20 protein-coding genes and 1 tRNA gene are annotated in these 18,598 nt (G+C 65.3%); 10 read left to right on the forward strand and 11 right to left on the reverse strand.

Annotated elements, in window-relative coordinates; all coding sequences use genetic code 11:
* Positions 1-1,005: an ABC transporter substrate-binding protein gene (locus OU800_RS19630; RefSeq protein ID WP_268179022.1), complete on the reverse strand. Its 1,005-nt coding sequence runs from the start codon at positions 1,003-1,005 to the stop codon at positions 1-3.
* Complete coding sequence (locus tag OU800_RS19635; RefSeq protein WP_268179023.1) at positions 989-2,008, reverse strand: substrate-binding domain-containing protein; 1,020 nt, start codon at positions 2,006-2,008, stop codon at positions 989-991. The genes OU800_RS19630 and OU800_RS19635 overlap by 17 nt, the downstream gene beginning before the upstream one ends.
* A 163-nt stretch (positions 2,009-2,171) precedes the next feature.
* Here OU800_RS19635 and OU800_RS19640 point away from each other — a divergent pair, with 163 nt between their 5' ends.
* Together OU800_RS19640 and OU800_RS19645 are read left to right on the forward strand one after the other, a co-directional pair.
* Positions 2,172-2,429: a type II toxin-antitoxin system Phd/YefM family antitoxin gene (locus OU800_RS19640; RefSeq protein ID WP_268179024.1), complete on the forward strand. Its 258-nt coding sequence runs from the start codon at positions 2,172-2,174 to the stop codon at positions 2,427-2,429.
* Positions 2,417-2,713, forward strand: a complete 297-nt coding sequence (locus tag OU800_RS19645; protein ID WP_268179025.1) for a type II toxin-antitoxin system RelE/ParE family toxin — start codon at positions 2,417-2,419, stop codon at positions 2,711-2,713. Before OU800_RS19640 ends, OU800_RS19645 begins: the two co-directional genes overlap by 13 nt.
* Before the next feature lie 2 nt (positions 2,714-2,715).
* Here OU800_RS19645 and OU800_RS19650 read toward each other — a convergent pair whose 3' ends face one another.
* From OU800_RS19650 to OU800_RS19660, 3 genes are all read right to left on the reverse strand, one after another.
* Entirely contained in the window at positions 2,716-4,035 is a 1,320-nt protein-coding gene (locus OU800_RS19650; RefSeq protein ID WP_268179026.1) for a TldD/PmbA family protein, read from the reverse strand.
* Positions 4,035-5,477: a TldD/PmbA family protein gene (locus OU800_RS19655; protein ID WP_268179027.1), complete on the reverse strand. Its 1,443-nt coding sequence runs from the start codon at positions 5,475-5,477 to the stop codon at positions 4,035-4,037. Before OU800_RS19655 ends, OU800_RS19650 begins: the two co-directional genes overlap by 1 nt.
* Before the next feature lie 96 nt (positions 5,478-5,573).
* Positions 5,574-6,137 carry a TetR/AcrR family transcriptional regulator gene (locus OU800_RS19660; RefSeq protein WP_268179028.1) on the reverse strand — a complete coding sequence of 188 codons (564 nt, stop codon included), beginning with the start codon at positions 6,135-6,137 and terminating at the stop codon, positions 5,574-5,576.
* A gap of 179 nt (positions 6,138-6,316) precedes the next feature.
* Between OU800_RS19660 and OU800_RS19665 the strand changes: the two genes are divergently transcribed.
* On the forward strand, positions 6,317-6,979 hold the full coding sequence (locus OU800_RS19665; protein ID WP_268184383.1) for a glutathione S-transferase: 663 nt from the start codon (positions 6,317-6,319) through the stop codon (positions 6,977-6,979).
* Between the two features lie 253 nt (positions 6,980-7,232).
* Here OU800_RS19665 and OU800_RS19670 read toward each other — a convergent pair whose 3' ends face one another.
* The 4 genes from OU800_RS19670 to OU800_RS19685 form a co-directional block, all read right to left on the reverse strand.
* Positions 7,233-7,376, reverse strand: coding sequence for a DUF2474 domain-containing protein (locus tag OU800_RS19670; RefSeq protein WP_268184384.1), 144 nt, complete (start codon positions 7,374-7,376; stop codon positions 7,233-7,235).
* Positions 7,377-7,386: 10 nt separating this feature from the next.
* Complete coding sequence (gene cydB / locus OU800_RS19675) at positions 7,387-8,394, reverse strand: cytochrome d ubiquinol oxidase subunit II (RefSeq protein ID WP_268179029.1); 1,008 nt, start codon at positions 8,392-8,394, stop codon at positions 7,387-7,389.
* Between the two features lie 2 nt (positions 8,395-8,396).
* Entirely contained in the window at positions 8,397-9,836 is a 1,440-nt protein-coding gene (locus OU800_RS19680; protein WP_268179030.1) for a cytochrome ubiquinol oxidase subunit I, read from the reverse strand.
* Between the two features lie 362 nt (positions 9,837-10,198).
* Entirely contained in the window at positions 10,199-11,476 is a 1,278-nt protein-coding gene (locus OU800_RS19685) for an acetyl-CoA C-acetyltransferase (protein WP_268179031.1), read from the reverse strand.
* Positions 11,477-11,633: 157 nt separating this feature from the next.
* Between OU800_RS19685 and OU800_RS19690 the strand changes: the two genes are divergently transcribed.
* Positions 11,634-12,989 (forward strand): 3-oxoacyl-ACP reductase, encoded by a 1,356-nt coding sequence (locus OU800_RS19690; RefSeq protein ID WP_268179032.1) that lies wholly within the window; start codon positions 11,634-11,636, stop codon positions 12,987-12,989.
* A gap of 178 nt (positions 12,990-13,167) precedes the next feature.
* Here OU800_RS19690 and OU800_RS19695 read toward each other — a convergent pair whose 3' ends face one another.
* A complete protein-coding gene (locus OU800_RS19695) occupies positions 13,168-14,160 on the reverse strand; it encodes an AraC family transcriptional regulator (protein WP_268179033.1) in 993 nt (330 codons plus the stop codon).
* Positions 14,161-14,340: 180 nt separating this feature from the next.
* Here OU800_RS19695 and OU800_RS19700 point away from each other — a divergent pair, with 180 nt between their 5' ends.
* From OU800_RS19700 to OU800_RS19725, 6 genes are all read left to right on the forward strand, one after another.
* Complete coding sequence (locus tag OU800_RS19700; protein ID WP_268179034.1) at positions 14,341-15,198, forward strand: MaoC family dehydratase; 858 nt, start codon at positions 14,341-14,343, stop codon at positions 15,196-15,198.
* Positions 15,199-15,413: 215 nt separating this feature from the next.
* A complete protein-coding gene (locus OU800_RS19705) occupies positions 15,414-15,719 on the forward strand; it encodes a MazG-like family protein (protein WP_268179035.1) in 306 nt (101 codons plus the stop codon).
* A complete protein-coding gene (locus OU800_RS19710; RefSeq protein WP_268179036.1) occupies positions 15,716-16,465 on the forward strand; it encodes a methyltransferase domain-containing protein in 750 nt (249 codons plus the stop codon). Before OU800_RS19705 ends, OU800_RS19710 begins: the two co-directional genes overlap by 4 nt.
* A gap of 88 nt (positions 16,466-16,553) precedes the next feature.
* Positions 16,554-17,150 (forward strand): DUF4136 domain-containing protein, encoded by a 597-nt coding sequence (locus OU800_RS19715; RefSeq protein WP_268179037.1) that lies wholly within the window; start codon positions 16,554-16,556, stop codon positions 17,148-17,150.
* 16 nt (positions 17,151-17,166) lie between these two features.
* Positions 17,167-17,721 carry a DUF4136 domain-containing protein gene (locus OU800_RS19720; RefSeq protein WP_268179038.1) on the forward strand — a complete coding sequence of 185 codons (555 nt, stop codon included), beginning with the start codon at positions 17,167-17,169 and terminating at the stop codon, positions 17,719-17,721.
* Positions 17,722-17,926: 205 nt separating this feature from the next.
* Complete coding sequence (locus tag OU800_RS19725; RefSeq protein ID WP_268179039.1) at positions 17,927-18,409, forward strand: GNAT family N-acetyltransferase; 483 nt, start codon at positions 17,927-17,929, stop codon at positions 18,407-18,409.
* A gap of 61 nt (positions 18,410-18,470) precedes the next feature.
* Here the strand turns inward: OU800_RS19725 and OU800_RS19730 are convergent.
* Positions 18,471-18,566, reverse strand: a tRNA-Sec gene (locus OU800_RS19730).
* Positions 18,567-18,598 lie beyond the last annotated feature (32 nt).

Genomic DNA, 18,598 nt, shown 5'->3' on the forward strand with positions numbered 1-18,598 from the left:
TCAGCGGATCTCTTTCAGATAACGCGCGGCGAAGGCTTCCTGCACGGCAGCCATCTTCTGGTAATCCACCACGTCGGCACGGGCGTAGTCGCTGGCCGGCAAGAAGCGCGCACTCACCTCGGCCGGCATCGGCACCGGCCGTACCGGGCGCAGGTAGGCATTGGCCCACAGCGCCTGGCCCTGGTCGGAGAGCACGAAGTCCAGCACCTTCTCGGCGTTGCCCCGGTGCGGCGCGTTCTTCACCAGGCTCATCACGTAGGGCACGCTGATGCTGCCCTCCGTGGGGATCACGAAGGCGACGTTGGCCTGATCCTTGTACCGCGCGCGGTAGGCATTGAAGTCGTAGTCCACCAGGATCGGCAGCTCACCGGACAGCACCCGCGCATAGGCGGTCTGCTTGGGCACGATCGGCGAATTGGCGGCCAGCTTCCTGAAGTAGTCGATGGCCGGGCCGAAGTCGTCCAGATCGCCGCCCATGGCGCGGTTGATCGCCACCGCCGAGACATAGCCGACGAAGGCGCTGGACGGGTCGAGGTAGCCGACCATGCCCTGGTACTCAGGCTTGAGCAGGTCGGCCCAGCTTTGCGGCACCGGCCGGCCGCCCAGGGCATCGACATTGACCATCAGGCCCAGGGTGCCGGAATGGATGGCGAACCAGTGCCCCTCGGGGTCCTTCAGCCCTGCCGGGATCTCGTCCCAGCCCTTGGGCTTGTAGCTGCCGACCACCCCGGCTTGCTGCGCCTGCAGGCCGAAGGTGACGCCGTAATAGACCACGTCGGCCATGGGCGCGGCGCGTTCGGCCACCAGTTGCGCCAGGGCCTGGCCGGAGTTCTTGTTGTCCAGCGGCACCCGGATGCCGGTGTCCTGGGCGATCGCCTCGAGCTGCGTGCCCCAGTCCGCCCACTCCGGCGGGCAGTTGTAGCAGATCGCCGTCTCGGCGGCCTGGCCGAAGCTGGAAGCAGCGCAGAGCAGCAGTGTCGCGAGGGTTTTATGCAAGCGCGTCATGGGTCGTGTCCTCGTAGGGGCGGATGCTCTCGCCTGGCTGGATACGGCAAGGCAGGCAGTAGGTAACGGGTGGGGCACCGGTGATCTGCGCCAGCAACTGGTCGATGACGGTGTGCGCCAGCTCGGCGATGGGCTGCACCACGCTGCACAGCGTCGGGTGCACCTGCGAGCCCAGGGCGATGCCGTCGAAGCCCATGACCGAGAGCTGCTGCGGCACGCTCCAGCCATTGCGGCGCAAGGCATTGATCAGGCTGATGGCCAGCAGGTCGTTGGAGCACAGCAGCGCGCTGGGCGCCTGCGGGCCGCGCAGCCAGGGCTCGATGGCGGCGAAGTCGGCCTGGGTATGGGCCGGCATCTCGATCAGCGGCAAGGCCGCCAGCCCGGCAGCGTGCATGGCCTCCTGATAACCGGCGTAACGCAGGCGGGCGCGGTCGGACTGCAAGGCCGAGCCGGCCACCATGCCGATGCGCCGATGCCCGGCGGCCAGCAGATGCCGGGTGGCCAGGGCCATGCCCGCGCGGTTATCCACCGAGACGGCGCTGTAACGGGGGTTCTCCGGCTGATGGTAGGCCAGCACGAAGGGCGTGGCCTCCCGCGCCAGCGCCTGCAACACATCACTGCTCCGGGCATCCGTGACGGTCAGCACCAGGCCATCGACGCGCTGGCGCAGCAGGTCCTCGACCACCTCGCTTTCGCGATCGGCCATATAGTCGGTGGTGGCCAGCAGCAGGTTGTAGCCGCGCGCACGCGCCGCCTGCTCCATGGCCTGGAACTGCTCGGCGAATACCGGGTTGAGCAGATTGGGCACCACCACGCCGATCAGGTTGGTGGTTTGCAGGCGCATCTGCCGCCCCAGGCGATTGGGCCGGAAACCCAGCTCACGCGCCGCCGCCAGCACCCGCTCGAGGGTGTCGCGACGCAACAGCCCGGGTGAGGCGAAGGCCCGCGCTGCCGTCGCCCGGGAAACCCCCGCCAGCCCTGCCACTTTCTTCAGATCCGTCATGTTCGCTCACCTGAGATCGATCTCATTGGCGAGCAAATTAACGGGCGGACATGGCGGTAACGCGACACGGGTGTGACAGTTCGGTGGCAGACGGCCCCCGCAATTGCCCAACGCGACAAGTATCACTAAAGTGACACTCTCACCTAAGCATCGAGCCCTCCGCATGAAAGTCGAACTGGTCACCAACCTGAAGCGACAAGCCACCAAGATCCTCGCTGACCTTCACGAGTCCAAAGAGCCCGTGCTGATCACCGAGCATGGAGTGCCCTCGGCCTATCTGGTGGATGTCGATGATTACCAGTTCATGCAGAGGCGCCTCGCCCTTCTGGATGGCCTGGCCTGCGGTGAACGGGCCGTACTGGAGGGCAATACCCTCAGCCATGAACAGGCCAGGGAACGGCTGGGCAAATGGCTGAAATAGTCTGGACGAGTCCCGCCCTCGAACAACTCGACGAGCTGGCGCACTACATCGCCCTCGACAAACCCGACGCTGCTCGCGCGTTGGTCAGGAAGGTCGTCGAAGCCGTCGCGCGCCTGGCGGAGTCCCCCCTGTCAGGCCGCGCTCCCGGAGAACTGCCGAACTCCGTGTATCGCGAAATCGTCGTCCCGCCCTGTCGGGTCTTCTACCGCCCGGCAGAGGGCAAGGTGTTCATCATCCACATCATGCGAGAAGAGCGGGCGCTACGCGCCCACATGCTCGAGTGACGTCACAGGGTCAGGGTAAAGCGCGACAGCAGCGCCCCCGGCAGCGCCATGGAGCCGGTCTGCCGGGCGCCGTAGGTGCCGCTGGGCAACAGCAGCTCCGGCTCGCGGGTCAGCGCCTCGAGGTGGGCACCGAGCATATCGAACAGCGAATCGTCGAAACGCATGCTCTCCACCGGCGCCTGGATCTGCCCGTCCTCGACCCAGAAGGTGGCGAAACGGGTCATGCCGGTCAGCCGCCCGGCGGGCAGGTCGGAGAAGTTGCCGTACCACAGGTTGCCGATATACAGGCCGCTGCCGAGCCGCTGCAGCACCTCGGTCTCGGCCAGGTCGCCGCCCTGCATCTGCAGTGACAAGGGGTATTCGCCCCGGCATGCGCCATTGGCGCTCAAGCCGTATTCGGCGGCGCTGCGCGAGCTGACCATACGCTCGCCAGGGCGGCCGCGCTCGATCAGCCGCAACGGCTGACGCGGCCCTTCGGCGGTGAAGGCCGGGGCCAGGCCGCCTTCGATGCGCTCCTCCAGGCTCACCTGCGCGCTGAGTTCGGCCTTGCCAGTGAACAGGCGCTGCCAGGGGCTGCCGCCGGAGGCCAGAGCCTGGGCACCAAAGCCCCAGCAGCACAGGCTGATCAGTTCCTCCAGGGCCGCCGGCGCCAGATAGGCGCGATAGGCCCCTGGCGCCAGCGCCCTGGCCGGACGACCGAGAAATGTCAGTTGCTGCCGCGCGGCATCGAGCTTGCGGGCAAATGCCTGGGCGTCCCAGCGCTCGCCGGCATAGGCGCTCTTCACCGCCTGGCCGTTGTCATGGAACAGGCTGAACTCGAGGCTGAAACTGCTGGCGGCATACCAGCCGAAGGCGCCCCAGGAGCTGGCGAAGCCTTCATGTTGCGGGCCGACGGCGAGAAAGCCGACCAGATCCAGGCCACTCGCTGCCTGAACCACCTGTGCCGCCATGGCCGCGCCATCCAGCGCCGGTGCAGCAGCCGTCGACTCGCTGCGCCAGGCCTCGCGATCGAGCCGCAGGTAGGGGTCTTCGGCCAGGCTCGGCAGCAGCGTGCGCAACTGCTGCAAGGCCTGCAGCAGAGCAGCCGCATCCTCGTCGAGCAGCCCGCTCAGGGCCAGCTTGTGTTCGCCATGGCGCTGGCCCTGATACAGCGACAGGGTGACGTACGCCTGCTGCACCTGCCCGGCCTGACGTACCCGCCCCTGGTTGAAGCGGATGAAGGTGGAATCCTCCGCCGCGTAGGCCAGGGTGAAGCCTTCGTCGCCGCCGATCTGCCCCTGCAGATGCGCCAGCAACGCGTTGAAATGCTCACGTGCATCCATCAGGCCGCCCCTCCGAATACGTCGACAGCGGCGAACACGCAGGCCGGCGAGGCATGCCCGACGCGAATCACCTGATTGGGTTCGCCCTTGCCGCAGTACGGTGTGCCCAGTATCTCGAAGGTGCTGGCATCGCCCACCGCACGAAGGCTGCGCCAGAAGCGTGCGCTGATGCCGCGATAGTTGGGGTTCTTCACCACGCCCTTGAGCTCGCCATTCTCGATCAACTGGCCCCATTCGCAGCCGAACTGGAATTTGTTGCGCGCATCGTCGATCGACCAGGAGCGGTTGTTGCTCATCAGGATGCCGTGCTCGATGCCGCCGATCAGCTCGGCCAGGGTCTGGTCGCCCGGTTCCAGATTGAGATTGGCCATGCGGTCGATGGGTGGCCGGTTCCAGTTGCAGGCACGGCTGTTGGCCACGCCCGGCAGGCCGCTGCGCCACTGCGACAGCGCGCCGCCCAGCGGGCGCTGGAGAATGCCGTCCTTGATCAAGTACTGGCGCTCGGCCGGGGTGCCGTCGTCGTCATGGCGGTAGCTGGCCAGCTCGCCCGGCAGCGCCGGATCGAAGGTCACGTCGAGCAACGGCGAGCCGTACTGATAGCTGCCGAAATCCTCCTGGCGGATAAAGCTGGTGCCGGCGAAATTGCGCTCGTCGCCGAGGATGCGATCGAGCTCCAGCGGGTGGCCGATGGATTCATGGATCTGCAGGATCATCTGATCGGGCAACAGCAGCAGATCACGCGCACCGCTCGGGGTATTGGGCGCCAGCAGCAGTTGCAGCGCCTCGTCGGCGATACGCGCGGCGCTGCCGCTCACGCCGAGCTGCTGCAGCACCTCGGCCCCGCCCTGGCGCGCCAGATGCGTGCCGCCGAAGCTGCGGCTCTGGCTGTCGTGCTCGTCGCTGGCGGTCACCCCAAGCTGCGGAAACACATAGCGCTGGGCACGCCGCAGGCAGGCACCGGCACTGTTGAGGTAGATCTGCTCGTGGCTGGTGAGAGTCAGCCCGACATGGCTGTCCACCAGGCGCGCGTCGCGGGGAATCAGCGCCGACTCGGCCATCAGCAGCTCGAACCAGTGCGCAGCGCTGGCCTGCGGCTGCTCGTAGCCCGGCAGCACATCATCGGCCTGCTCGGCAGGCTGCGGCAGGTCACCGAGATTCAGCAGGTTATGCCTGGCCAGCGCCCGCGCCATCTGCTCGGCCCGTTCCAGCGCAGCCTGCAGGCCGGCCTGGCTAAGATCGCTGGTGGCCGCATAGGCTTCGATGCCGCCGACGCGGGCCGTGAGCATGGCACCGCCGTCATCGACGAAGGACGGCGCCTGCGCCACGTGTCGGCGCACCCAGTAGGATTGCCTACGCTCCTGTACATGGCGCAACGACCAGAAGTCGGCAGTGGCATGCAGCGCGGCGAAGCGGCGTTGCAGGGTTTCGCTGAAGGCGAACATTGGGCACCCATCGAATGGCGGCAAAAGGAACAGTCTAACAACCCTGCAAGGCCGCACGTGACAGAGGCTATTGCGTGTCACTGCAACGCCTGAAACTCAGGCAGGCAGGAGTCCGGCCTTCCGATAACCCTCCAGAAGCGAATCGAACAACGTGATATCGGCGCGACTGCGGGCCATAAGCTGGGCACCGGCAATGGCAGCGAAAATAGCCTTTGCTCGTTCCTCGCACGCTGCCGGCTCACCGACACCGGCCGCAAGCAGAACCTTGGAAAGCCAGGCCACGTTGACGGTGGCGAACGCCTGCACCTCGCTCTTCACTTGCGAGGGAAGGTCTTCGTACTCTGCGGCCATGAAGCTGCACAGGCACAACCTGTTTTCGCTCTCGAGCGATCGTCGAAAAATCGAGGGATATCGTTGCAGGCATTCAAGCGGACTGTCAGCCCCTTCCAGCATTGCCTGCAGTGCGGCTGCCGTATCTTCCCAGTAGCGCCTGGCTACCGCAGCACCGAGATCGGCCTTACTGGGAAAGTGGTAGTAGATACTCGCGCTCTTGATACCGACCGCAGCCGCCAGATCACGGAAATTCAGCCCGCTGTAGCCATGAGACTGTGCCGCCTTCCTTGCAGCCGTCAGGATGGCCTCTTTTGCGTTTGCACTCACGCCATCGCCTCACCGGTTAAAAGATGACCGGAATGCTAACCGCAACCCTTAAACCTGCCAACTGATAGATAGGCGTTGACAGCAAGTAAATGGCGCCTATAACTGAATCTACCAATTGATAGGTAGATATACATATGAACACTACTCCACATCACCAAACCGACGCCCGCCAATTGCCGATGAAAATCTACGATTGGTACAACGGCCCCTATCCGGCGCGAGTTCGCATAGCGCTCGCAGAGAAAGGCCTTTTACCAAGAATTGATTTCGTGTCGATCAACCTCTGGAAAGGTGAGCACAAGACGCCTGAATTTCTCGAAATGAACTACTCGGGCACGCTCCCGGTTCTGGAGCTGGAGGACGGCACCCGCATCGCGGAATGCACGGCCATCACTCAGTATCTGGACGACTTGGAGGGCTCACCGACGCTTACTGGTAAAACCGCCGTTGAAAAAGGGCTGATCCACATGATGACCAAGCGCGCCGAGATCGAGTTTCTCGATGCCGTAAGCCTGTACTTTCACCATGCCACCCCAGGCCTGGGCCCACACGTCGAGCTTTATCAGAATGAGGAATGGGGCCTGCGCATGCGTGACAAGGCTTTACGAGGCATGCGCTATTTCAATGGCGTACTGAAGAACCAGCCATTCGTTGCCGGGGCATCCTTTTCCATGGCGGATATAGCCGTCATTGGCGGCATGATCTTCTCGACGCTGGTGAAGTTACCGATCCCCGACGAGTGCAAGGCACTTCGCGAGTGGTATGCCCGGATGCAAAAGCGCCCCAGCGTAGCTGCATGGGCAGCGATGGTTGAAAAAGGCGAGCCGCTAGCAGGCCGTTGAAAAACGTAGGCGAGGCAGGCTGGCCTAGGCAAAAACAGCCGAAAAAGCGCAGTTTACGTGCTGTAAATGAGCATTTTGAGGCTGTTTTTAACGACGGCCAGGCAACGCAGGTAGTTTTCCAACAGCCTGCTAGGCTGATGCTTGCAGCCGACACACCTCATCGCCGCAGCAAGTAGGGTGGGCAACGCGAAGTTTGCCCACCCTCTCGGGGGAGGCTGACACGTCAGCCCCTAGCGCCCGCAGGGTTAAGCGACTACGGCGTGCTCAACCCCGCCGCACTCATGAACAGGCGCAGCAGCCAGGCCACCACGCCCAGGGCGGTGACGCTGCAGGCCCAGATCAGTACCAGCCAGCCCAGGCGCTGCCACAGCGGTTTCTTCTCTTCGGTTTCGGTCATGGCCGAGCCCTCAGTGATAACCGTCATCCACCGTCACCTTGCCTCTGAACACGTAATAGCTCCAGGCGGTGTACATGAGGATGAACGGGATGATGAACAGCGCCCCGACCAGCATGAAGCCCTGGCTCTGTGGCGGCGCAGAGGCGTCCCAGATGCTGATGGATGGCGGAATCACGTTCGGCCACAGGCTGATGCCCAGGCCGCTATAGCCGAGAAAGATCAGCACCAGGGTGAGAATGAACGGCGCGTAATGGGCATTGTTCGCCACCGCCCTGAGCAGCGCCCAGGTACACAGCAGCACCAGTACCGGCACCGGCATGAACCAGAACAGGTTGGGCAGGCTGAACCAGCGCTCGGCGATGGCCGGATGGGCAAAGGGCGTCCACAGGCTGACGATGCCGGTCACCCCCAGCAGCACCAGCACCAGCGGCCGTCCCAGGTCGTGCATCTGCTGCTGCAGACGGCCCTCGGTCTTCATGATCAACCAGGTGCAGCCGAGCAGCGCGTAGGCGGCGATCAGCGCCACGCCACAGAACACCGAGAACGGCGTCAGCCAGTCGAAGGCGCCACCGGCGAAGCGCCGATTGACCACCTCAAAACCGTCTATGTACGCCCCCAGCGCCACACCCTGGAAGAAAGTGGCAGTCAGCGAGCCGCCGATGAAGGCCTTGTCCCACAGATGGCGCTTGGCGGCCTTGGCCTTGAAGCGGAACTCGAAGGCCACGCCGCGGAAGATCAGCCCCAGCAGCATCAGGATCAGCGGCAGATAGAGCGCATCCAGCACCACCGAGTAGGCCAGCGGGAAGGCGCCGAACAGCGCCGCGCCGCCGAGCACCAGCCAGGTTTCGTTGCCGTCCCAGACTGGCGCCACGGTGTTCATCATCACGTCGCGCTCACCCTTGTCACGGACGAACGGAAAGAGGATGCCGATGCCCAGATCGAAGCCATCCATCACCACGTACATCATCACCCCGAAGGCGATGATCACCGCCCAGATCAGCGCAAGGTCGATACCCATGTTCAGTTCCTCTCCGGCAAGCTGTCGGTTTCACCCTCGTCCATGCCCTCTTCGGCCGCAGACAGCGGTCGCGCCGGCGTACGCGGCTGCCCCGGACCACCGGACGACACTTCCTTGCCCTCGTCGAGCTTCGGCCCCTTGCGCACCAGGCGCAGCATGTAGCCGATACCGGCCCCGAACAGCAGGAAGTAGACCACCACGAACAACACCAGGGTGAAGCCAAGTTGCGTCGCACTGTGACCGGAGGCGGCATCGGCGGTGCGCATCAGGCCATGCACGATCCAGGGCTGGCGGCCGATTTCGGTGGTGTACCAGCCGGCGAGAATGGCGATGATGCCGCTCGGCCCCATCCACAAGACCATGTGCAGGAACGGCCGGTAGCTGTACAGCCGGCCACCACGGCGCAGCCAGGTGCTCCACAGGCCGACGAAGATCATCAGCAGGCCCATGGCGACCATGATGCGGAAGGTCCAGAAGACGATGGTGGAGTTGGCTCGATCCTCCGGCGGGAACTCCTTGAGCGCCGGCACCTGCTTGTCCAGGCTATGGGTCAAGATCAGGCTGCCGAGCGCGGGAATCTCCACCTTGAAGCGAGTTTCCTCACGCTGCATGTCCGGCCAGCCGAACAGGATCAGCGGGGTCGGTTCGTCACCGACGTTCTCCCAGTGGCCCTCGATGGCAGCGATCTTGGCCGGCTGGTGCTTGAGCGTATTGAGGCCGTGCAGGTCACCGATGAAGGCCTGCACCGGCGCCACCAGCAGCGCCATCCACAGCGCCATCGACAGCATCTTGCGGATCGCCGGGTTGTCGCGCCCGCGCAGCAGGTGCCAGGCCGCCGAAGCGCCGACGAAGAAGGCGGTGGCGAGGAAGGCCGCCGTGGCCATGTGCGCCAGGCGATAGGGGAACGAGGGGTTGAACACCACGGCGAACCAATCCACTGGGATCACCCGCCCGTCGACGATCTCGAACCCCTGCGGCGTGTGCATCCAGCTATTGGAGGCAAGAATCCAGAATGTGGAGATCAGCGTGCCGATGGCCACCATCACCGTGGAGAAGAAGTGCAGCCCCGGCCCGACACGGTTCCAACCAAACAGCATGACGCCGAGGAAGCCCGCTTCGAGGAAGAACGCGGTGAGCACCTCGTAGGTCAGCAGCGGCCCGGTGACCGCCCCGGCGAAGTCGGAGAAGGCGCTCCAGTTGGTGCCGAACTGGTAAGCCATGACCAGGCCGGACACCACCCCCATGCCGAAGTTGACTGCGAAGATCTTCGACCAGAAATGGTAGAGATCGCGGTACACCGTGTTGCTGGTCTTCAGCCACAGCCCTTCGAGCACGGCCAGATAGCTGGCCAGACCGATGGTAATGGCAGGAAAGACGATATGAAAGGAAATGGTGAAGGCGAATTGAATCCGGGCGAGTTCGAGCGCCTCTAGACCAAACATGACACGTCCTCATTCAGGGTTATCTCGGCCCCGGCACGCAAAGCCGAGCCACAGGCTCCAGACGTTGGAGTCACACGAACGGTAGTTGTTCTTATCGAATGAAACGGCCCGCAGGCCTGAGATGCTATGCGCGAAACATGACATTGATCTGGATCAATGCACGTTAGAAGACTAGCTGTTAACCGCGCAGCCTGCGCTGTGGTCATTTGCCGCGCGACAGGCCACCGCAGCGAGGCATTGCAGCTCTGCTGCCTCTCGCTCGACGGTAGACAAAAAAGAGGGCGGCCATGCTCGAGGCAGGCCGCCCTAATCGTGGAGCCATTGGCGCGGCCGAGCGCCAGCAAGGCACCGGCCGCAGACCATCAACGCTCGATGATGGCAGTCACGCCCTGCCCGCCTGCCGCGCAAATGGAGATCAGCCCGCGCCCTTCTCCGGCCACGGAGAGCAGCTTGGCCAGGTTGGCGACGATGCGCCCGCCAGTGGCAGCGAAGGGGTGGCCGGCGGCCAGGGAGCTGCCCTTGACGTTCATCTTGCTGCGGTCGATGGCGCCCAGCGGGGCGTCGAGGCCCAGGCGCTCCTTGCAGTACTCGGCGTCTTCCCAGGCCTTGAGGGTGCACAGCACCTGGGCAGCGAAGGCTTCGTGAATTTCGTAGTAGTCGAAGTCCTGCAGGCTCAGGCCGTTGCGCGCGAGCATGCGCGGCACGGCGTAGACCGGCGCCATCAGCAAGCCTTCCTTGCCCTTCACGAAGTCCACCGCCGCCGCCTCGCCATCGCGGAAATAGGCCAGGATCGGCAGGCCACGGGCCTTGGCCCACTCTTCACTGGCCAACAGCACCACCGAGGCGCCATCGGTCAGCGGCGTGGAGTTGGCTGCAGTCATGGTGCCACGCGGGCCGCGCTCGAAGCAGGGCTTGAGGCTGGCGAGCTTCTCGGCGCTGATGTCCGGACGCAGGTTCTGGTCGCGGGTCAGGCCCCGGAACGGCGTCAGCAGATCGTCCTGCCAGCCTTCGGCATAGGCCGCCGCCAGGTTCTGGTGGCTGGCCAGGGCCAGTTGATCCTGTTCGTCGCGCGGGATGGCCCAGCGCTGTGCCATCAGCTCGCAGTGCTCGCCCATCGACAGCCCGGTGCGCGGCTCGCCGTTGCGCGGGATGGCCGGGGCCAGGTGACGCGGGCGCACCTTGAGCAGACTCTTGATCTTGTCCGCCGTGCGCTTGCCGCGATTGGCCTCGAGGAGGATCTTGCGCAGACCTTCGTTGACGCCGATGGGCGCATCGGAAGTGGTGTCGACGCCACCGGCGATGCCGCATTCGATCTGCCCGAGGGCGATCTTGTTGGCCACCAGCAGGGCCGCCTCCAGGCCGGTACCGCAGGCCTGTTGCAGGTCATAGGCCGGCGTTTCCGCGGCCAGGCGCGAGCCGAGCACGCATTCACGGGTCAGGTTGAAATCCCGCGAGTGCTTCAACACGGCACCGGCCACCACCTCGCCGAGGCGCTCGCCGTGCAGGTTGAAGCGCTCCACCAGGCCTTCGAGGGCACTGGTCAGCATCTCCTGGTTGCTCGCCGTGGCGTAGACGGTGTTGGAGCGGGCGAAGGGGATGCGGTTGCCGCCGACGATGGCGACCCGGCGTAACTGGGTCATGCTGACTCCTTACGGGTGATAATTGGGTTCAAGGCTAGCGCCTGCGCACCGGCCCGCATTGGCCGCCTTGCCGATCGACCAGTCAGAGCGGTCAATTGCGCTTTGTGCGTCACTGCGTACAGTGACATGACTTCCGATCCGCCTGCAGGAGCCTTTCATGTCCGATCGTTACCTTGCCTTCGCCAACTCCCCTACCGGTCGCCGCCTGGTCGGCACCCTCGGCCTGCCGGCACCCGTGCGCCTGGAGCGCTGGATGGCAGGCCGGGTAAGGCCCGTGGACGGCGCGCTGCTGCTCGGTGGCGATGGCGACCTGCTCAAGGCCGTGCAGCCTTTCGCCAGCAAGCTCACCGACCAGGTGTTCGTCGCCCGTGAAGGCCAGTTGGAGTTGCCTCGCTGGACGGCCGAGCACGGCCCCAAACTCAAGGCGCTGGTGTTCGATGCCAGCCATCTGACCCGCTTCGAGCAACTGATCGAGCTGCGTGATTTCTTCCAGCCCACCTTCAAGGGCCTGGCGCAGTGCCCGCGCGTGGTGGTTCTGGGGCGCGCTCCGGAATCGCTGAAAGACCCCATCGCCGCCAGCGTGCAGCGCTCGCTGGAGGGGTTCACCCGCTCGCTGGGCAAGGAGATCCGCCGTGGCGGTAGCGTGCAACTGCTCTATGTCGGCAAGGGCGGCGACCAACAACTGGAAGGCGCGCTGCGCTTCTTCCTCTCGCCGAAGAGCGCTTACGTGTCCGGCCAGGTGCTGCGCCTGGGCGTCTGTGGCGAACAGGTCAAGGACTGGACGCGCCCGCTGATCGGCAAGAAGGCGCTGGTCACTGGCGCCTCGCGCGGCATCGGCGCGGCCATCGCCGAAGTGCTGGCACGCGACGGCGCCGAGGTGGTGCTGCTGGATGTACCGCCCGCAGCCGAGGCCCTGCAGGCGTTGGCCGCACGCCTGGGCGGGCGCGCCGTACCCCTAGACATCTGCGCCGAGGACGCGCCGCAGCGCCTGGTCGAGGCACTGCCCGACGGCCTGGACATCGTCGTGCATAACGCCGGCATCACCCGCGACAAGACCCTGGCGAAGATGAGCGACGCCTTCTGGAGCTCGGTGATCGACGTCAACCTCAAGGCCCCACAGGTACTGACCCAGGCGCTGCTGGACGCCGACAAGCTGCACGACAACGGCCGCGTGGTGCTGATCGCCTCGATCAGCGGCATCGCCGGCAACATGGGGCAGACCAACTATGCGGTGAGCAAGGCTGGCGTGATCGGCCTGGCCCAGGCCTGGGCACCGGCCCTGGCGAAGAAGGGCATCAGCATCAACGCGGTGGCGCCGGGCTTCATCGAAACCCAGATGACTGCCGCCATTCCCCTGGGCATCCGCGAAGCCGGCCGGCGTATGAACTCCATGAGCCAGGGCGGCCTGCCGCAGGACGTGGCCGAAGCCGTGGCCTGGTTCGCCCAGCCGGGTTCGGGTGCGGTGACCGCGCAGGTGCTGCGCGTGTGTGGGCAGAGCCTGTTGGGGGCATAAGAGCGGCTGCAAGCTGCAAGACGGATGGCCGCCCCCAGCAAGCTGCAAGCGAGCGTGTCCCTTTCTGTAGCCCGGATGCAATCCGGGGAGTTGCGTGCCATGCGCTTCCCGGATCGCATCCGGGCTACGAGTTGCAAACGAACCTGCTCTTGCCTGTAGCTTGCGGCCTGTAGCCGCCTTAGCCCTTGCCGCGCTTGCGGAATTCCACTGGCGTTTCGCCGACCCAGCGCTTGAACGCGCGGTAGAAGGTGCTGGGTTCGGAAAAGCCGGTGCGCTCGACGATCACTTCGATGCGCTCGTCGGTCTTGAGCAGCAGTTCCTTGGCCAGGCGGCAGCGGTAGTCGGTGATCAGGTCGTTGAAACGCACCCCGGCCATGGCCAGGCGCTCGCGCAGGCGCCGTGCCGGCATGTTCAGACGCGCCGCCACCTGTTCCAGGGTGGCGCCGCCATCGACCAGCAGTTCGGCGATCAGCTCGCGTACCTGGCGCACCAGATCCAGGCGCTCCACCTCGGCCAGTTGCCGCCGCGCCAGCGACTCGTGCATGCGCAGCAGCTCCGGTGCGGCATGCCGCGACGGCTTGTTGAGCACGGCGGCGTCGAACACCAGCGCGCAGGATGCACAGGCAAAACGTACCGGGCAACCGTAGACGGCCTGGTAACGCTCGGCAGGCGCGCCCTCGGCGTGCATGAAGCGCACCTCATGCGGGCGAAAGTCGTTCTCGGTAAGCGCGGCGAACAGGCGGATCACCGCGCCGGCGAGCATTTCCGGGAAGTGACGTGGCGTATCGGGCTCCATGCCCAGGGTCAGCACGGCCTGGTCGCCATTGACCTCCAACCGGGCACTGAGGGTATCGGAGAGCAGGCGCACGTAGCGCAGGGCATGGCGCAGGCCGGCGCCGAAGGTTTCGCTGGAGAGGAACAGGTACTCCAGCAGCAGGCCGTGAAAGGCCGGCAGGTGCTGGGCCAGGTACAGCCCTACATGCTCCTCACCGCATTCTTCGCTGGCAGCTTTCCAGAACGCCACCTGCGCACTGTGCGGAAAGCGCCCAGCCGGCAACCCGCCTGGCGGCAGGCCAACACGCAGCAGCACGCGATCAGGGTCGGTTCCGCTGGCACGCAGAGCATCAATTACCGGGCGCATCAGCGCCACATCGTCGGTCAGGTCTCGCATGATTTCCGGCTGTTGTTGTTATTCGTCAACCGCGCCATCTTAGGGGCTCCGAGCCACGCTGCGCAAACCGGCGCGGCAGACGGATTGGCTGCCCGGCGCAGATACCGGGCAGCACAGCCAATGTCTGCACGCCTGGGCTCGTTAAGCTGCCGCCATCCACTCGCCAAGGAGTTCGCCCCAATGGCCATCGACTGGCTCGATCTCGATGTTCCGCCGGCCCTGCCCGGCCTCTTCCTGCGCGCGGCCCTGCGCCGCAAAGTCACCGGCCGTCAACTGCCCGAACTCGGCCTGCGCTGCCGGGTGGAGGTGGATCCCAAGCACCTGGCGCGCTACCGCCAGGTCTGCGGCATCAGCGCTGGCAGCTACCTGCCGCCAGTCTACCCGCATATCCTCGCCTTCGGTCTGCAGATGCAGTTGCTCACCGACAAGCGTTTCCCCTTCCCGCTGCTCGGCCTGGTGCATCTGGAAAACCGTATCCGCGTGCTACGCCCGCTGGGCGGCCTGGGGCCATTCCAGGTCAGCGTGCAGGTGGCCGACCTGCAACCCCATGACAAGGGTGCCACCTTCAGCCTCATCACCCGTCTGGAAGATCAGCTCGGCCTGCTCTGGGAAGGTGACAGCCGCATCCTCTGCCGCGCCCTGCGTCTCGATGGCCAGGCGCAGCCACGTGCCGAGCAGGCGCCGCTGCCACTGGCGCCACTGGACGACTGGTCGGCACGAGCCGATATCGGCCGCCGCTACGCCCGTGTGGCCGGCGACTACAACCCGATCCATCTCAGCGCACTCAGTGCGCGCCTGTTCGGCTTCCCCCGCGCCATCGCCCACGGTCTGTGGAACAAGGCGCGCAGCCTGGCCGCGTTGCAGGAACACCTGCCGCAGGCCGGCTATCAGGTGGAGGTGCGCTTCCAGAAGCCGGTGCTGCTGCCCACCCATGTCGCCTTGCAGGCCAGCGAACCGGGGCCCAGCGGCCAGTTCCGCCTGATCGGCGAGAACGACACGCCGCACATGGTGGGCAGTTGGCAGCCGTTGGAGGACTGACGCAGGTGCCTCCTCAGCCCGCCTGTGGGAGGGGCTTTAGCCGCGACGGCCCTCGTAGGAGCGAGCTCTGCTCGCGAAGCACGTAGCCCGGATGCAATCCGGGAGTTGCGCGCCATGGGCTTCCCGGATTGCATCCGGGCTACGGTTTGATGATGCGCTGCTTGCAGCGCATGGCGTTCGCGCAGAAGCTATGCGGCTCGAAAGGAGCCGCTCCGATGAACCTGCCCGAACTCACCGCCCGCCTGCATGCCATTCGCGACGCCAACCAGTGGCGACGCTTCCACAGCCCGAAGAACCTGGCCATGGCCGCCAGCGTGGAAATGGCCGAACTGGTGGAAATCTTCCAGTGGCTGAGCGAGGACGAATCACGCGCGCTGCCGGCCGACAAGCTCGCCCATGCTGGCCAGGAAGTGGGCGACATCGTGCTCTATCTTCTGCTTCTGTGCAGCGAGCTGGGGCTGGACATGAACGAAGTGGTACGCGCCAAGCTGACCGACAGCGAAAGGCGTTTCGGCCGATGAGCGACCGCCACTTCGACGAACTCGCCACCCGCTTCGCCGAGAAGATCTATGGCGGCGCCAAGGGGGCCATCCGCCTCGCCGTGCTGCAGGCTGACCTGGCCGAAGCCCTGCCGGATCGACCGCTGCGCGTGCTGGATGTGGGCGCCGGCCTCGGCCATATGAGCCTGTGGCTGGCCCAGCGTGGCCATCAGGTCACCCTGGCCGAACCGGCCGAACCCATGCTGGAAGGCGCGCGCCAGCGCTTCGCCGAGGCTGGCCAACACGCCACCTTCATCCAGGCGCCCTGGCAAGACCTGCTCGGCCAACTGCAGCAGCCCTACGATCTGGTGCTGTGCCATGCCGTGCTGGAATGGCTGGCCGAACCGGCGGCTATCCTGCCGGTGCTGCACCAGCTCACGGCCAAGGATGGCTGGCTGTCGCTGGCCTTCTACAACAAGGACGCGCTGATCTACCGTAACCTGCTCAAGGGCCATTTCCGCAAGCTGCGCAAAGAGCGCTTCGCCGGCGAGGGCCAGAGCCTGACGCCGCAGCGCCCGCTCGACCCACGCGAACTGGCCACGCAACTCGGCGCGCACTGGCAGGTCGAAAGCCGTAGCGGCGTGCGCGTGTTCCACGATTACATGCCGCCGGAATTTCAGGCCAAGGCCGAGCTGGTCGACCTGCTGGAGATGGAGCTGGCGTACCGACGCCACCCCAGCTTCGCCGGCCTGGGTCGCTACCTGCACTGGATCTGTCGGCCAAGCTGAACGCCTTTCGCGGCAGGTTGGACGAACCGCAGAGCCCGGCGTAGCCTGAGCCCATATCGTGATGTCGAGCGCGACCACGGAGCCCACCATGCGCTGCCTCATAGCCTTGCTCGTTCTGCCCCTGCTGGCCGCCTGCCAGAGCCCGAACCCCTATCAGGCCGAATCCCTGCCCATGCCTCCGGCACCGCCGGGGGCCGCCAATACCTTCGACCGCAGCGCCTACCCGGCGCCACCGCGCGACTACGGGCGTTACCGCACCTGGAGCTGGGACGGTGGCCGGCCACCGTCCGGCGCCGCCTGGATCGGTGGCGAGCAACTGGCCGACAGCGTCAGTGCCGGCCTCGACCAATTTGGCCTGCGCCCGGCGCAGAACGGTCAAGGCGATCTGCTGGTCAGCGCCCGCCTCAACCAGGAAACCCGCCTGCGCCAGTACTACGACGACAGCGGCGCCTACTACGGCGGCGGCCCCTGGGGCCGTCAATATGGTGCCTGGGGCAGCACACCCATCGTCCGCACCTACGAACAGAAGGTGGCAGTGGTGCGCCTGGAGCTGATCGACCCACGGGATCACCAGGTGGTCTGGTCAGGCAGCGGTGAAGCCCTGGCCGGCAAGGATCAAAGCGACCAGGCCGAAGCCATCCGTTCGGCCATTCGTGCTGCACTCGCCGGCTACCCCCCACATTGATTATCAGGAGTTCAGCATGCGTACCCTGCCCTGCCTGCTTCTCGCCCTGCTGCTGAGCGGCTGTGCCAGCGTCAGCCTGGAGCGCGACTTCGACCCCAGCCGCGATTTTGCTGCCTACCGCACCTGGAGCTGGATGAGCGACAAGCTGCTCTATCAACCCGACGATGCCCGTCTCAAGAGCGATCTCACCGAGCAACGCATCAGCCAAGCGGTGAACGATCAGCTCGAACAACAAGGCCTGCGCCAGGCCCGCGACGGCCAGGGCGACCTCAAGGTGCAGGCGGTGCTGATCGTCGACGAACGCCAGGATCAGATCACCACCCAGTACGGCGGTGGCTGGGGTGGCTATTGGGGCGGTTACTGGGGTGGCCCGGCCTTCACCGAGACGCGCCGCGTGGACTACAAGGTGGCCACCCTGCAGATCGACCTCTACGACGCCAAGGACGGCAAGCTGGTCTGGCGCGGCAGCGGCGAACAGATCATGCGCAGCCAGCCACCCAGCCCGGCCGAACGCGAACGGGCGATCCGCGAGACGGTGACACAAATCCTCTCGCAATACCCACCGCGCTAACAGGCCGTTGAAAAACGTAAGCGAGGCGGGCTGGCCTAGGCAAAATCAGCTAGAAAACGCTCGGAGTCGCGTTCGACTTTACGAGTTGTAAATGAGCATTTTTGACGGGGGCGCCTAGCCTGGGCTCGCACGCAGGGCTGTTTTTAACAATGGCCAGGCAACACAAGTAGTTTTTCAACAGCCTGCTGAGCGAGGAGACGAACACTTGCCCACAGCCCTGCAACACCGCCCGGCCATCGCCGCCGACCTCGACGAGGTGATCGGCTTCCCACAGAGCGCCGAGGAACTGTTCTTCTGCTACCCCAAGGCTGCCTGGCCACTGGACGTCGGCCAGCTTGCCGCCGCCATGGCAGAGCGCCGCGAAAGCACGGTGGTCACGCTCGACGGCAAGGTCGCCGGTTTCGCCAATTTCTACCAATGGCAGCACGGCGAGTTCTGCGCCCTGGGCAACCTGATGGTCGCCCCCTGGGCGCGCGGCCAGGGCGTGGCGCAGTATCTGCTGGAAGTACTGGAAGGGATCGCACGCGATCAGTACAAAGCCCCCGTGATGAAGGTGTCATGCTTCAACGCCAACACCGGCGGCCTGCTGCTCTATACCCGTCTGGGCTATCGCCCCGCCGCCATAGTCGAAAGGCGCGCGTCGGATGGCGCTCGCATTGCCCTGGTACAGTTGGAGAAGAGTCTTTAACCAAGGCGCACCCTTGCAGCCTGAAATGAACCGTTCGGGATTCGCGGTGCGACTCGATAAGTGGCGGAAGGCAGTGAGAGTCGAACTCACCCAGGAACGGATGCCGTCCCCCACCGGGTTTGAAGCCCGGCCACGCCACCGGGCGTGATTGCCTTCCTTGATCGGTAGCTGCACTTTGCATGGCAGCCG

This window comes from Pseudomonas sp. GOM7 (assembly GCF_026723825.1).
In the GTDB taxonomy this organism is placed as follows: Bacteria; Pseudomonadota; Gammaproteobacteria; order Pseudomonadales; family Pseudomonadaceae; genus Aquipseudomonas.

Coding starts and splice junctions, on each gene's coding strand:
- OU800_RS19630 (WP_268179022.1), bottom strand. CDS start 1,005: ATGACGCGCTTGCATAAAACCCTCGCGACACTGCTGCTCTGCGCTGCT.
- OU800_RS19635 (WP_268179023.1), bottom strand. CDS start 2,008: ATGACGGATCTGAAGAAAGTGGCAGGGCTGGCGGGGGTTTCCCGGGCG.
- OU800_RS19640 (WP_268179024.1), top strand. CDS start 2,172: ATGAAAGTCGAACTGGTCACCAACCTGAAGCGACAAGCCACCAAGATC.
- OU800_RS19645 (WP_268179025.1), top strand. CDS start 2,417: ATGGCTGAAATAGTCTGGACGAGTCCCGCCCTCGAACAACTCGACGAG.
- OU800_RS19650 (WP_268179026.1), bottom strand. CDS start 4,035: ATGGATGCACGTGAGCATTTCAACGCGTTGCTGGCGCATCTGCAGGGG.
- OU800_RS19655 (WP_268179027.1), bottom strand. CDS start 5,477: ATGTTCGCCTTCAGCGAAACCCTGCAACGCCGCTTCGCCGCGCTGCAT.
- OU800_RS19665 (WP_268184383.1), top strand. CDS start 6,317: ATGAAAATCTACGATTGGTACAACGGCCCCTATCCGGCGCGAGTTCGC.
- OU800_RS19670 (WP_268184384.1), bottom strand. CDS start 7,376: ATGACCGAAACCGAAGAGAAGAAACCGCTGTGGCAGCGCCTGGGCTGG.
- cydB (WP_268179029.1), bottom strand. CDS start 8,394: ATGGGTATCGACCTTGCGCTGATCTGGGCGGTGATCATCGCCTTCGGG.
- OU800_RS19680 (WP_268179030.1), bottom strand. CDS start 9,836: ATGTTTGGTCTAGAGGCGCTCGAACTCGCCCGGATTCAATTCGCCTTC.
- OU800_RS19685 (WP_268179031.1), bottom strand. CDS start 11,476: ATGACCCAGTTACGCCGGGTCGCCATCGTCGGCGGCAACCGCATCCCC.
- OU800_RS19690 (WP_268179032.1), top strand. CDS start 11,634: ATGTCCGATCGTTACCTTGCCTTCGCCAACTCCCCTACCGGTCGCCGC.
- OU800_RS19695 (WP_268179033.1), bottom strand. CDS start 14,160: ATGCGAGACCTGACCGACGATGTGGCGCTGATGCGCCCGGTAATTGAT.
- OU800_RS19700 (WP_268179034.1), top strand. CDS start 14,341: ATGGCCATCGACTGGCTCGATCTCGATGTTCCGCCGGCCCTGCCCGGC.
- OU800_RS19705 (WP_268179035.1), top strand. CDS start 15,414: ATGAACCTGCCCGAACTCACCGCCCGCCTGCATGCCATTCGCGACGCC.
- OU800_RS19710 (WP_268179036.1), top strand. CDS start 15,716: ATGAGCGACCGCCACTTCGACGAACTCGCCACCCGCTTCGCCGAGAAG.
- OU800_RS19715 (WP_268179037.1), top strand. CDS start 16,554: ATGCGCTGCCTCATAGCCTTGCTCGTTCTGCCCCTGCTGGCCGCCTGC.
- OU800_RS19720 (WP_268179038.1), top strand. CDS start 17,167: ATGCGTACCCTGCCCTGCCTGCTTCTCGCCCTGCTGCTGAGCGGCTGT.